Raw genomic sequence first — 13,040 nt, forward strand, 5'->3', positions numbered from 1 at the left:
CTGCCTACTCATGGGATGGCCTGTGTGACAGGGAGATGCGCCAGCGGGCTGGCCAGCAGAGCAGCAGCCAGGCCAGGGCCAGTGGCCAGGGGTAGAGCTCCTGGTGGGGCCGGGAGAGGGTCTGGGGCCGGGCGAGGGGCTCCAGGGTGTCGATGGCCTGGTTGATGGCGGCGAGATCGCCCCGGTTGCGGGCGCGAAAATAGCGGCCTCCTCCCAGCGTCGCCAACTGCTGCAACAGGGCTTCATCCAGTTCGGCACTGGGATCGGCGTCCCCTGCGGGCCCGGCGAAGGTGTCGGGGTCGGCGCCCACCCCCAGGGTATAGAGACGGATGCCGGCTTTGGCGGCGAGCCGGGCCTCGGTCAGGGGATCCGCATTGCCCGAGGTATTGCGCCCGTCCGTCACCAGCAGCAGGGCGGTGGGGCGGGTGGGGTCGGCGTGCTGGCGTGCCAGCAGGATGGCTTCCCCCAGGGCCGTGGTGCGCCCCACCAGATCGAAATCGAGCTCCCTGGCCAGGGTGAGCAGGGCCCCGGTCTCCTGGGTGAGGGGGGAGAGCAGATAGGCGTGATCGGCAAAGACGACCAGGGCGATGCGATCCCCCGGGCGGGAGGCGACAAGGTTGCTTATCTGCTGGCGCACCGCGGCAAGCCTGTCCGTTTGCTCTCCGTCATCCAACATGTCCTGGGTGCGCATGCTGTCGGAGAGATCCACCGCCAGGATGAGGTCCCGGCTGCTCTGGTAGTGAATGATCGGGGGCTCCTGCCACTGGGGGCGGCACAGAGCCAGTACCAGGGCGCACCAGCAGATCATCATGCGCCACAAGGGCTGCCCCGCCTGGGGCTGGAGCAGGGGAAAACCTCCGTGAACGAGTCGGTTTCCTCCCTTGCGCCCCTTCATGGGAGGCAGGCCGAAGCGCACCAGCAGCGGCAGGGCGAGGGCGAGGGAAAACCAGGGCCAGGCGAGGATCATCGCGTACCCTCCGGGGGAGGTGCCCCTCGCTTGCTTGCCGGGAATCGCGGCGCGCTGACGCAGCGTCGCCCCCAGGCGAGATAGGCGAGGCGCAATCTTTTGCGCTGCGCTTCATCGGGCACTCTGCCCCCATAGAGCCAGAGTGGCCACTGGGCGGCAAACCGGGAAAAATCGCTCCCCCCCTTGTTGTCCAGCCAGGCGAGCCAGGCCTCCCCTTGCAGGGGGGCCGCCTCGGGCCAGCGGGCCATGGCCGCTTCTCGCAGGGCATCCTGCAGCTTGGGGACGAGATCGTCTGCCTGCCAGTCTATCCGGTGCGCCCAGCGGCGCTGGCGCAACAGGGTGAGGGCCGTCGTGGCGATCAGGCAAGCGGCGATCGCCGCGATCAGCAGCCCCCCGAGGGCCATCAGGCGAGGATCCTGTGCAGGCTCGAGAGCGGGGCCTTGGTGGATGTCACGCAGCTCGGCACGGATGGCTTGCAAGGACTCGCTGGACGAGGGCTGGCGATATGCATCCGGTGCGGGCACGCCCTGCTCCCCCCTCAAAACAGACGGCATCCGCCCTCCTGCCACTGGCGTTGCAGGGTGGCGCCGTTGTCGAGGCGATAGAGGCGCGTCACCAGGGGCAGCAACTGCTGGCGACAGGCCTCGGCCTGCTCGTCGGCCGCCCTCTGGTAGCGGGCGCGAAAGCGGGGATCTTCTCCCGCGAGCCAACCGCTGTGTCTGCCTGCCTGCACTGCCAGCTGCCCCTGTTCGGGCAGGGCGGCTTCCAGGGGATCGCGAATCTGCCAGTAGTGGATATCGTGGCGCAGGCGAAGGCGTTGCAACTGCTGGCAGAGTGCCTGGTCCGGTGCCTGGTGATGGCTTATCAGGGTCAATCTGGCCCCGTGGGGCAGGGTGAGTCGTGCCAGGGTCTGGGCCAGCGTCCAGGGCGGGGGGGCGCGATCCAGCCCTGCCTCGTAATGGCGGCAGAGCGCTTCCAGCAGAGGCATGAGAGAGCCGCGCTGGTGCTCTGTGTGGGGGACTGCGCCCTGGCAGATCAAGGTATTGGCCTGTTTCTCCCCCTGCCAGAGCAGGGCGGCGGCCAGCTCGCAGCCAAGGCGGGCCTTGAGCTGGGCGCGGGAGCCAAAGTACATGGCGGGTGAGAGATCCAGCAGCAACCAGTGGGCCTGATCCTGCTCTTCCCCGTAGAGGCGGGTGTGGGGGCGACCGAGGCGGGCGGTGACCCGCCAGTCGATGTGACGCACCTCGTCACCGGCCTGATAGAGGCGAAGCTCCCTGAAATGGAGCCCGGGCTGGCGCCCGATACGCCCATGGGCCGCCTGATGAATGCGGGCACGCTCGCCCTGGCGGGTCCAGAGGCGCACCGCCAGCAGCCGCTGGAGGGTGAGGGCGATGTTGGGGTGATCCCGGGGCTCGGCGACGGGGGTCATGGCGATAGGGCTGCCTGTGGGGGCCGGCTCAGGGGCATGGAATGGCATCCAGCAGCAGGGTGATGATCGCCTCGCTATCGAGGTTGTCCGCCAGCGCCTGATAACTCGGGATGAGGCGGTGGCGCAGCACGGCTGGCGCCAGCTGCTGGATGTCTTCGGGCAGCACGAAGTCGCGCCCGGCGAGCCAGGACCGGGCCCGTGCGGCTCTTGCGAGGCCGATGCTGGCCCTGGGGCTGGCCCCCACCGCGACCAGGGGGTCTAACTCGGGGCACAGGCCGCTGCCGGGGCGGGTGGCGCACACCAGTTGCACCAGATAGTGCTCGAGGCGCCCCTGCATCTGTACCCCTTGAACGGCGGTGCGGGCTTCCATCAGGTCGGACTGGCTCAGGGTGATTGGCGGCGTCGGCAGGGCGTCGCCACGGGCGTTGAGTTGAAGGATGGCCAGCTCCATGGCGGGGCTGGGGTAATCCACCAGCAGCTTGAGTAAGAAGCGATCGAGCTGGGCCTCCGGCAGGGGATAGGTCCCTTCCTGCTCGATGGGGTTCTGGGTGGCGGCGACCATGAAGAGGGAGGGCAGGCGCCAGCTCTTCTTGCCCACGGTGATCTGGTGCTCGGCCATGGCCTCCAGCAGGGCGGACTGCACCTTGGCCGGCGCCCGGTTGATCTCGTCCGCCAGCACCAGGTGGTTGAACAGGGGGCCGGGTTGAAACACGAAGCTCGCATCCTGGGGATGGAAGACCTCGCTGCCGGTGAGATCGGCAGGGAGCAGATCCGGGGTGAACTGGATACGGGCAAAGCGCCCCTCCACGGCACCGGCCAACGCCTTGACCGCCCGGGTCTTGGCAAGACCGGGGGCCCCCTCGATCAGCACATGTCCTTCACATAACAGGGCGATCAGCAGCCCCTCGATGAGGGGGCCCTGTCCCAGGATCTGGCTGCCCAGATAGTCTCCAAGTGCTCTGAACTCGGCCGCTGCCATGCGATAAACCCGTTGTTTTTATGGAAGTTGATCTTTTTATACCCCAGTTGGCTCACAAGGGCGAGGGAGGGTGGCAAGATGGGGACAATTTAGTTTCAATCAGCCGTATGAAAGTTGTGATTGGATTGTTAAGATGTGGCGCAATGAGGTCAGACCTCTGCCTTTTTAACCCAAGGAGCCAGGATGAAACAGCCATTGAAACTGACGACTCGCCAGGGCGAACGGATAGCCGTCGTGGCGGGTCTGCGCACCCCCTTTGCCAAGCAGGCCACCGCTTTTCACGGCGTGCCTGCGGTGGATCTGGGCAAACTGGTGGTGAGCGAGATGCTCGCCCGCACCGATCTCGACCCCAAGCTCATCGACCAGCTGGTGTTCGGCCAGGTGGTGCAGATGCCGGAAGCGCCAAACATCGCCCGGGAGATCGTGCTTGGCACTGGCATGAGCGTCAGCACCGATGCCTATAGCGTGTCGCGCGCCTGCGCCACCAGTTTCCAGGCGGTGGCCAATGTCACCGAATCCATCATGGCCGGCACGGTGGACATCGCCATCGCCGGCGGTGCCGACTCCTCTTCCGTGCTGCCCATCGGGGTCAGCAAGTCTCTGGCCCGCGCCCTGGTGGATCTCAACAAGGCGCGCAACCTCCAGCAGCGTTTCAATATTCTGCGCCGTCTGCGTCTGAAGGACCTGCTGCCGGTGCCCCCGGCCGTGGCCGAGTATTCCACCGGTCTCTCCATGGGGCAGACCGCCGAGCAGATGGCCAAGACCCACCAGATCAGCCGCGAGGCGCAAGATGCGCTGGCCCACCGCTCCCACACCCTGGCGGCCGAAGCCTGGGCCCAGGGCAAATTGAGTGGCGAGGTGTTCACTGCCCACGTGCCCCCCTACAAGTCGCCGCTGGAGCGGGACAACAACATCCGCGAAAGCTCGGATCTGGCGAGTTACGCCAAGCTCAAACCGGTCTTTGACCGGGCTCACGGCTCGGTGACCGCCGCCAACGCCACCCCGCTCACCGACGGCGCCGCCGCCGTGCTGATGATGCGTGAAGGGCGGGCCCGCGAGCTGGGTCTGGAGCCGCTGGGTTACATCCGCAGCTTCGCGTTTTCCGCCATCGATGTCTGGCAGGACATGCTGATGGGCCCCTCCTATGCCACGCCGCTGGCGCTGGACCGTGCCGGCATCACCCTTGGGGATCTGACCCTCATCGACATGCACGAAGCCTTTGCCGCCCAGACGCTGGCCAACCTCAAGATGTTTGCAAGCGCCGAATTTGCCCGTGACAAGCTGGGCCGGGATCAGGCCATCGGCGAGGTGGACATGGAGAAGTTCAACGTGCTCGGCGGCTCTTTGGCCTTTGGTCACCCCTTTGCCGCCACCGGGGCGCGCATGATCACCCAGACCCTGCATGAACTGCGGCGCCGGGGTGGGGGATTGGGGCTCAACACCGCCTGTGCGGCGGGTGGGCTGGGTGTGGCCATGGTGCTGGAGGTGGAATGATGAGTGCCAAGACTTTTTCTCTGGATATTCGCAAAGACGGCATCGGCATCCTCACCATGGATGTGCCCGGTGAGAGCATGAACACCCTGAAGGCCTCCTTTGCGGACGAGATCCGCACTCTGTTGGCCGAGGTAAAGGGGAACGGGGATCTGATCGGCCTGGTGATCGTCTCCGGCAAGAAGGACTCCTTCGTTGCCGGGGCCGACATCGCCATGCTGGCGGCCTGCACCAGCGCCCAGGATGCCGAAGCGCTGTCCCGGGCCGGACAGGAGGTGTTCGCCGAGATCGAAGCCCTGGGGATCCCGGTGATCGCCGCCATTCACGGCCCCTGCCTTGGCGGCGGGCTGGAGCTGGCGCTCGCCTGTCATGGCCGGGTGGTGACCGATCACGGTAAAACCGTGCTGGGCCTGCCGGAAGTGCAGCTCGGCCTGCTGCCGGGCTCCGGCGGTACCCAGCGCCTGCCGCGCCTCATCGGGGTGGCCAAGGCACTGGATCTGATGCTGACCGGCAAGCAGGTGCGGGCCAAACAGGCCAGGAAACTCGGGCTGGTGGATGACATGGTGCCCCCATCCATTTTGCTGGAGGCCGCCATCAAGCTTGCCAAGAAGGGCAAGCCGCGCCACCACCTGAAACGGGATCTGCAGGGCAAGGTGCTGGAGACCAACAAATTTGGTCGCAAGGTGCTGTTCGATCAGGCCCGCAAGGGGGTCAAGGCCAAGACCCGGGGCAACTACCCGGCGCCGGAGCGCATCATCGAGGTGGTGCGCATCGGCGTGGAGGAGGGGATGCAGGCCGGCCTGCAGGCCGAGGCCCGCCACTTCGGCGAGCTGGTGATGACGCCGGAATCCGCCGCCCTGCGCTCCCTCTTCTTCGCCACCACGGAGATGAAAAAAGAGGTGAGCTATCAGGGGGCCGAGCCACGCAAGGTGGGTCATGCCGCCGTGCTGGGGGGCGGCCTGATGGGGGGGGGTATTGCCTTCGTTACCGCCACCAAGGCGGGGGTACCGGTGCGGATCAAGGATGTGGCGAGCGCCGGCATCGGCAATGCCATGCGTTACAGCTACGACCTCCTCGCCAGGAAGCTCAAGCGTCGCCAACTGCTGCGCAGCGAGCTGGAAAAACAGATGAGCCTGCTCACCGGCACCCTGGACTATTCCGGTTTCCACCGGGTGGACATGGTGGTGGAAGCGGTGTTCGAGGAGATCAACCTCAAGCACCAGATGGTGCAGGACGTGGAGCGCGAGTGCGGCGAGCACACCGTGTTTGCCTCCAACACCTCCTCCCTGCCCATCCACCAGATCGCCTCGGCGGCGACGCATCCGGAGCGGGTGGTGGGGCTGCACTACTTCAGTCCGGTGGACAAGATGCCGCTGGCCGAGATCATTCCCCACGCGGGTACCAGTGCCGAGACGGTGGCCACCACCCTGGCCTTTGCCCGGGCCCAGGGCAAGACCCCCATCGTGGTGAAGGACGAGGCGGGCTTCTATGTCAACCGCATCCTGGCGCCCTACATGAACGAGGCGGCGCGCCTGGTGCTGGAAGGGGAGCCGGTGGAGGTACTGGACGGCGCTCTGCTCGACTTCGGTTTCCCGGTCGGCCCCATCACCCTGCTGGACGAGGTGGGGATCGACGTGGGAGCCAAGATCTCCCCCATCCTCGAAAAAGAGCTGGGTGGCGAGCAGTTCCAGGCGCCCAAGGCCTTTGACAAGCTGCTGGAAGACGATCGCAAGGGGCGCAAGAACGGCAAGGGCTTCTATCTCTATGGCAAGGCGGCTCCGCGCAACAAGCTCACCGGCAAGGAGGGCAAGAAGACGGTGGACGCGAGCGTCTACGACGTGCTGGGCGTCAAGCCCCAGGCCAAGCTGGCCAGGCAGGAGATCGCCGAGCGCTGCGTGCTGTTGATGCTCAACGAAGCGGCCATGGCCCTGGATGGCGGCGTGGTGGCCTCGGCCCGGGATGGCGACATCGGCGCCATCTTCGGTATCGGCTTCCCCCCCTTCTTGGGCGGTCCGTTCCGCTACATGGACAGCCTCGGCATCGACTATCTGGTGGGGCGCCTTGAGCACCATCAGAAGCGCTTTGGCGACCGCTTCGCCCCCTGTGCGCGGCTGAAAGCGATGGCGGCGGAGCAGCAGACCTTCTACTGATGGCTCTCGACGGCATGCATCGAACGAGGCGACCCCAAGGTCGCCTCGCTTTTTGTTGGGCGTACCTTTCCGGTTTGGGGCGAGGGCGCGAAGAAAAACGGGGCGGAGAGGGGTAAAACCTTGATCTGGCGCAAACTGGTGCCCCATTTATTACTTTGGTGGCATAGGACTCAGGCGCGGGTTGAGGTCAAATAGTCTCATCAGGAACGGGGGCGACCCCGTCACGAAAGGGACACCCATTTCACTGGATGAAGGACACACTATGAGTCTGCTTGAACACACCATCTGGACTGTATTGGGGTATGGGGCCATGCCCTTTATCTTCCTGAGCGGGTTCGTGGCAGTGGCAGTGACCTGCTGCCTGCTGCTCAATGCCTTCGGGGTCAAGTCCGCCGAGAAGTGAGTCACTCTCGTTCATGCCGCCAAATGCCAGTCTCACGACTGGCATTTGTTTTTTGTGTCTTCTGAAGCACTTGTCCCGCCCCTGATGGGGTAAAGGGAGCGCAAGACGGTCGAACCCGGCGGCCATTTTGATTACACTGACGCCCGGCATGTCCGCCTCCTTCTCTTTTATCAGGTATTCACGACTTCTATGGCGCTCAAGGCAACCATCTTCAAGGCCCAGATCAGCTTGTCTGACATGGATCGCAATCTCTATCAGGACTTCTCCCTCACCCTGGCCCGTCACCCCTCCGAGACCGACGAGCGCATGATGATCCGCCTCGCGGCCTTCGCCTGGCATGCCGCCGAGCGGCTGGAGTTCACCAAGGGGCTCTCAGCCGACGACGAGCCCGAGCTCTGGTGCAAGAACTACTCCGACGAGATTGAACTCTGGATTGAGCTGGGTCAGCCGGACGAGCGCCGCCTCAAGAAGGCATGCAACCGCTCTCGCCAGGTGGTGCTCTACCTTTACGGCGGCCGTGGCACCAGCGTCTGGTGGAAGCAGAACCAGGGCAAGCTCGGTCTGCACGACAACCTGAGCGTCATCGAACTCTCCGACAGCCAGACCCTGCCCCTGGCGGCCATGGTGGAGCGCACCATGCAGCTCACCTGTACCATCTCCGACGGCCAGCTCTGGGTCAGCAACGGCAGCCAGGAGGTGACGCTGGACCCCGTGGTGTTGATGGGACGCCCGGCCCGCGAACTGTAAACGGGATACCCATGTTCAGCGCTCTGCTCAATATCGTCATTCCCGTGTTTGCGGTGGTGGGCCTTGGCGCCCTCTATGGACGGCTGCGACCGGGCGGGGCCCTGGGTTATGTCAACCGGGCCAATATCGAGCTCTTTACCCCGGCGCTGGTCTTCTCGGCCCTGGTGAAATACCCCCTGGATCTGGCGGCGCACCTGCCCCTTGTGGGGGCCGGTGCCCTGGTGATCCTGCTGCCCGGCTTGCTGCTCTCCCTGCTCAAACTCAAGGAGATAGAGCGGGCCGCACTGATCCTGCCCGCCATGTTTCGCAACACTGGCAACCTCGGCATTCCGCTGATGGTGCTCGCCTTTGGCGAGCAGCAGCTCGGCGCCATCGTCATCCTCTTTGTGCTCTCCAACCTGCTCCACTTCTCGGTGGGCATGTTCATCCTCTCGGCCAGCAGCTCCCGCTGGGGCTGGCTGAGAAGCCCCGTGCTCTGGGCCGCCTTCGCCGGGCTGCTGGTGGCCAACCTGCATATCCCGCTGCCGGAATACCTGGTGACCAGCGCCGCCCTGCTCGGCCAGATAGCGGTGCCCCTGATGCTGTTTGCCTTAGGCATCCGGCTGATGGAGGGGGAGCTGGATCATCTGGGGCTGGCCATCAAGTGCAACCTGCTCTACCTGTTGGCGGGGGGCCTCTCCCTGGGGCTCGCCGTCTGGCTGCTGCCCCTGGAGCCTGCCTGGATCCCGCTGCTGACACTCTCGGTGGCACTGCCTCCGGCGGTATTGAATTACATCCTGTGCGAGCAGTACCAGTGCCAGCCCGACAAGGTGGCCAGCATAGTGCTCGGCGGCAATGCGCTCTCGGTGCTGGTGATCCCGCTGGCGGTCTGGTTGGCGCTGCATCTGGGGAGTTGACCCTGCTCTGTCTTCCTCTTCAAGGACGCCCGATGGCGTCCTTTTTATTGCTATCGTGCATGTCCGATTAGGCTTCGCTAATCGAACCTACGACCTTAAACCCGATTGGTTTTGTTCCCCTTGACCTTGCTGGTGATCCCTTTCGGAAACCAGCCCCCTTTACCCACCCGCGCCCGTACCTTTTTCTGATACTGCTCAGGGGATAGCACCTTGGGGGTTTTGTGGCGGGTGCCGTTGCAGTGTCGACAGGCTGCCACGATATTGGCTGACCGATCCGATCCCCCTTCGCTGCGTGGCTGCAGATGTTCCCCAGTACACTGCAATAGCCGTGCTTCGGCAGGAGTGAGGCGGTATTGGTGCATCAGTGCGGCAGGGGAGGATTCCCACATCGGCAGTCCGCAATAGAAGCAGTGAAAAGATTGGCGAACGGCAGCCTGATGGCGTTGTTTGGCGATGTTACCCATGGTCGTGACCTCAATAAGTTTGATATTGAAGTCCGTGACGGTATGAATTAAATGATGGCCGGACGGACTTCGGTTCAAGTTGAAGTCCCGTCGGCCTGACTGGCTCAGAGCGGGTACTGACCAGCTTAGGCGGATCAGCCTTACACCGCTCCTCTTATGAAACAGCGGCAATCAATTAATAGCGGGTGCGCCATTAATTGTAAAGCCAACAAAACAAGAGGATATACATGGCATTGTGGATGCAAACAGGTCCATTCCTGAAGGCATTATGGAAGGGACAGTGTATATATCTGATTAGAGTGCGATTGATGCCAAGTATATAGCCCTGTTTCGGGTTAGATGAAAAGGCTGGGGATCGGAGAGGGATGAATGGGATAAAACAGGGCGGCCTTGGCCGCCCTGTTTATTGATGGGGAGCAGGTTGAACCTGGCCATCCTTGCGCAACTGAGAATAAAGGCCAACTCCCGCCAGCAGGCCGGCGAGGGCCAGCAGCCACCAGATGGCGGTGGCGGGGCGACTGCCCGCATCCCCCAGCATAAAGCCGATGAGCAGGTTGCCAAAGAGCGCCATGCAGCCCCCGGCGCTGGCATAGAAGCCGTAGTAGCTGCCGAGTTGCTCAGGGGGCGCGTAGCGGGGCAGCTGGGCGGCGAAGAGCGGGAAGCAGAGGATGGAGCCCAGGGAGAGCAGGGCCACCTGCGTCAACACGCCTGCCGTCGGCCAGGGGGCCAGCAGGGGCAGGGCGAGATAGCTCAGGCCCATCATGCCTATCCCCAGCCCCATGGCGAGCGGCACTCCCAGGCGATGCTCCACCAGGCGGGAGGCCGGGAGCTGGAGCACGACACCGATCACCGCCGAGAGGGTGAAGACGCCGCCGAGCAGGTGGGTGGCGTCCGGCAGGCTCTGGATATGGGCGGGGAGGGCGAGATAGAGCTGGTGGAACAGGATCTGGTAGCTGCCTGCCAGCAGGGTGAACCCCATGAAGGGGCGCTGGCGCACTATCTCCCCCCATTGGCGCAAGATGGCGCCACGGGGGCTCTGGTTGCTCACCGGGCGTTTGGGCAGCACCCGGTATTGCAGCACTCCGAGCAGGGCGAAGAGGCTCGCCGCCAGGATCCCCGTCAGGGTATAGCTCTGTTGGGTCAAGGTGAGGCCGACCAGGGGGCCAAGCAGCATGCCCGCCTCGCTGGCCAGATTGTGCAGGGCGAAGGCGCGCTGACGCTGGCTCGGGTTGTGGCATTCGCTGGCAAGGTAGGCCTGGGCGCAGGGGGTGAAAAGAGCCCCCGCAAAGCCGGTGAGGGCGGCGGCCAGCAGCAGGATGGGCAGGGACTCGGCCCAGCCCAGCAGCACGAAGCCCAAGGATCGTACCAGGCAGCCCCAGACGATGGCGGGATGGTAGCCGATGCGATCTCCAAGGGTACCGCCCAACAGGAAGAGCCCCTGCTGGCTGAAGACCCGCATCCCCATGACGAGGCCGCAGGCCCAGCCGGCCAGGCCGAGCCCGCTGCCCATGTGCTGGGCGAGGAAGGGCATCATCATGTAGAAGCCGAGGTTGAAGGCGAGCCCATTGGTGATGAGCAGGCGGGCGGCCGGGCTCATGTCCTGCCAGTCCCGCCAGTAGGAGGCGCCGTTCATGGTCGCCTCCCGCCAGCGCGTGGGGCGGTGGTCGCCGGGGTGGCGCAGCACTGTGTCATGATGTCTTTCGCAGGGTTCTGAGGAAGGGGATGCCGTGCTGATCGTGGCTTATCTCCACCGGCACCTGGTAGAGGCGCTCGATGAGGGCCGCGTCGAGCACCCGGGCGGGGGGGCCGAAGGCCTGCAGATCTCCCCCTGCCAGCACGATCAGCTGATCGGCAAACTGGGCGGCCAGGTTGAGGTCGTGCAGCACCACCAGGGTGATCCACTGCTGCTCCCGGGTCTGCTGGCACAGGTGCTCCATCAGTTGCATCTGGTGGTGCAGGTCCAGGGCGCTGACCGGCTCGTCCAGCATCATGATGCGGGGATCGCGCAGCAGCACCTGGGCGAAGAGCACCATCTGCCGTTGGCCGCCGCTCAGGGAGTAGAGGGGGCGATCCGCCAGATGGGCGATGCCGAGCGCCTGCAGGGCGCGGCCGGCAGCCAGGATGTCCTCGTCCGCGAGGCGCATGGAGAGGCTGTCGAGGCGCCCCAGCACCACCACTTCGATGACGCTGAGGTCCAGCTCCAGCTGGATGTTCTGGGGCATGTAGCCAAACTGCTGGCGCCACCTGGCCTGCGACATCTGGCGGGCACTCTGGTCCCCGAGGCGAATGTCGCCACTGTCCGGGGTCAGTTCACCAAAGAGGGTGCGCATCAAGGAGGTCTTGCCGGTCCCGTTCGGGCCGATGATCACATGGACCTGACCCGGATGCAGGGTGAGGCTGAGATCCCGCAGCAAGGTCTGCTGGCCGAGGGAGAGGGAGAGTCGGGATATTTCAAGCACGTTTACGCCCCCTGCCGAGGATCAACCAGATGAAGAAGGGCACGCCAATGAGCGCGGTGACGATGCCGATGGGGAAGAGGGCCCCCGGAATGATGGACTTGGAGAGTACCGAGGCCGCCGAGAGCATGCAGGCGCCGCACAGGGCGGAGAGGGGGATCAAAAAGCGCTGATCTTCCCCCACCAGCATGCGGGCGATATGGGGGGCCACCAGGCCGACGAAGCCGATCACGCCGACGAAGCTGGTGGCGGTGGCGGTGAGCAGGGCGACCAGCACCAGGGTCTTCATGCGCAGCCTGTCGACATTGACCCCGAGACTGCGGGCGCGGGCTTCCCCGAGGCGCAGGCTGGTAAGGGCCCAGGCATCCCGGTAGATGAGCAGGGTGCAGATCAGGGTGACGACTGCGGTGATGATCAGGGAGTCCCAGGTGGTGCGCATCAGGCTGCCAAACAGCCAGAACAGGATCTGCTGGTTGAGCTCGGGGGAGGAGAGGAACTGCAGCAGGGAGAGCAGGGACTGGAACAGGAACAGCAGGGCGATGCCCGCCAGGATCAGGGTCTGGCTGCTGACATGGCGCATCATGGCCAGACCAAACAGCAGGCAGGCGGCAAACATGCACACAATGAAGGCGCCGGCCGGGATGGCCACCAGGGGAGGAAGCCCGAGGCCGCCGGTGTAGAGGGCCAGCGCCGCGCCAAGGCCCGCCGCTGCCGCGAGCCCGAGGGTATAGGGACTGGCGAGGGGGTTGTCCAGCAGGGTCTGCATCTGCACGCCGCCAAGGCCGAGAGAGGCCCCGACCACCAGGGCCATGAGGGCGATGGGCAGGCGCATGTCGTGGACGATGGTGCGGGTCATGGGATCGGCCTGGGCGGGGGAAACCAGGGCATCGATCACGTCGTGCAGGGCCAGCAGGGAGGGGCCGGTGGCGATGTCGAGCACCAGGGTAATGCACAGGACCAGGGCGAGCAGCAGGAGCCAGTGCCAGCGACGGCGCTCCCGTTGCCGCTGCCGGGCGAGGGTCTGCTGCAGGGCAGCCAAATCATTCATGATGTCAATC

At 64.9% G+C, this 13,040-nt stretch carries 13 protein-coding genes; 5 read left to right on the plus strand and 8 right to left on the minus strand.

Annotation, left to right across the window (positions count from 1 at the left end):
* Positions 1 to 4: 4 nt before the first annotated feature.
* From ACB037_RS08995 to ACB037_RS09010, 4 genes are read right to left on the minus strand one after another with little or no spacing between them, the layout of a single operon-like run.
* Positions 5 to 967 carry a VWA domain-containing protein gene (locus tag ACB037_RS08995; protein WP_223920560.1) on the minus strand — a complete coding sequence of 321 codons (963 nt, stop codon included), beginning with the start codon at positions 965 to 967 and terminating at the stop codon, positions 5 to 7.
* Positions 964 to 1,521 (minus strand): DUF4381 family protein, encoded by a 558-nt coding sequence (locus ACB037_RS09000; RefSeq protein WP_371175222.1) that lies wholly within the window; start codon positions 1,519 to 1,521, stop codon positions 964 to 966. Before ACB037_RS09000 ends, ACB037_RS08995 begins: the two co-directional genes overlap by 4 nt.
* Positions 1,506 to 2,396 carry a DUF58 domain-containing protein gene (locus ACB037_RS09005; protein ID WP_371175223.1) on the minus strand — a complete coding sequence of 297 codons (891 nt, stop codon included), beginning with the start codon at positions 2,394 to 2,396 and terminating at the stop codon, positions 1,506 to 1,508. Before ACB037_RS09005 ends, ACB037_RS09000 begins: the two co-directional genes overlap by 16 nt.
* A gap of 28 nt (positions 2,397 to 2,424) precedes the next feature.
* A complete protein-coding gene (locus tag ACB037_RS09010) occupies positions 2,425 to 3,375 on the minus strand; it encodes an AAA family ATPase (protein WP_371175224.1) in 951 nt (316 codons plus the stop codon).
* Positions 3,376 to 3,558: 183 nt separating this feature from the next.
* Here ACB037_RS09010 and fadI point away from each other — a divergent pair, with 183 nt between their 5' ends.
* From fadI to ACB037_RS09035, 5 genes are all read left to right on the plus strand, one after another.
* Positions 3,559 to 4,869 (plus strand): acetyl-CoA C-acyltransferase FadI, encoded by a 1,311-nt coding sequence (gene fadI, locus ACB037_RS09015; protein ID WP_010674668.1) that lies wholly within the window; start codon positions 3,559 to 3,561, stop codon positions 4,867 to 4,869.
* Positions 4,869 to 7,016, plus strand: a complete 2,148-nt coding sequence (gene fadJ / locus ACB037_RS09020) for a fatty acid oxidation complex subunit alpha FadJ (RefSeq protein ID WP_201894028.1) — start codon at positions 4,869 to 4,871, stop codon at positions 7,014 to 7,016. The genes fadI and fadJ overlap by 1 nt, the downstream gene beginning before the upstream one ends.
* A 262-nt stretch (positions 7,017 to 7,278) precedes the next feature.
* Entirely contained in the window at positions 7,279 to 7,419 is a 141-nt protein-coding gene (locus tag ACB037_RS09025) for a TIGR02808 family protein (protein ID WP_010674670.1), read from the plus strand.
* A gap of 189 nt (positions 7,420 to 7,608) precedes the next feature.
* Positions 7,609 to 8,166, plus strand: coding sequence for a YaeQ family protein (locus tag ACB037_RS09030; protein ID WP_010674671.1), 558 nt, complete (start codon positions 7,609 to 7,611; stop codon positions 8,164 to 8,166).
* 11 nt (positions 8,167 to 8,177) lie between these two features.
* Positions 8,178 to 9,062, plus strand: a complete 885-nt coding sequence (locus tag ACB037_RS09035; protein ID WP_261998886.1) for an AEC family transporter — start codon at positions 8,178 to 8,180, stop codon at positions 9,060 to 9,062.
* A gap of 95 nt (positions 9,063 to 9,157) precedes the next feature.
* Here the strand turns inward: ACB037_RS09035 and ACB037_RS09040 are convergent, their stop codons facing one another.
* The 4 genes from ACB037_RS09040 to ACB037_RS09055 all read right to left on the minus strand — a co-directional run bounded on the left by ACB037_RS09040 (position 9,158) and on the right by ACB037_RS09055 (position 13,030).
* Entirely contained in the window at positions 9,158 to 9,604 is a 447-nt protein-coding gene (locus ACB037_RS09040) for an HNH endonuclease (protein WP_371175225.1), read from the minus strand.
* Between the two features lie 325 nt (positions 9,605 to 9,929).
* Entirely contained in the window at positions 9,930 to 11,159 is a 1,230-nt protein-coding gene (locus ACB037_RS09045; RefSeq protein ID WP_371175226.1) for an MFS transporter, read from the minus strand.
* 55 nt (positions 11,160 to 11,214) lie between these two features.
* Positions 11,215 to 11,985, minus strand: coding sequence for an ABC transporter ATP-binding protein (locus ACB037_RS09050; protein ID WP_124245025.1), 771 nt, complete (start codon positions 11,983 to 11,985; stop codon positions 11,215 to 11,217).
* Entirely contained in the window at positions 11,978 to 13,030 is a 1,053-nt protein-coding gene (locus tag ACB037_RS09055) for an iron ABC transporter permease (protein ID WP_010674675.1), read from the minus strand. The genes ACB037_RS09050 and ACB037_RS09055 overlap by 8 nt, the downstream gene beginning before the upstream one ends.
* Positions 13,031 to 13,040 lie beyond the last annotated feature (10 nt).

It is taken from the genome of Aeromonas sp. S19(2024), assembly GCF_041402625.1.
Lineage (GTDB): Bacteria > Pseudomonadota > Gammaproteobacteria > Enterobacterales > Aeromonadaceae > Aeromonas > Aeromonas caviae.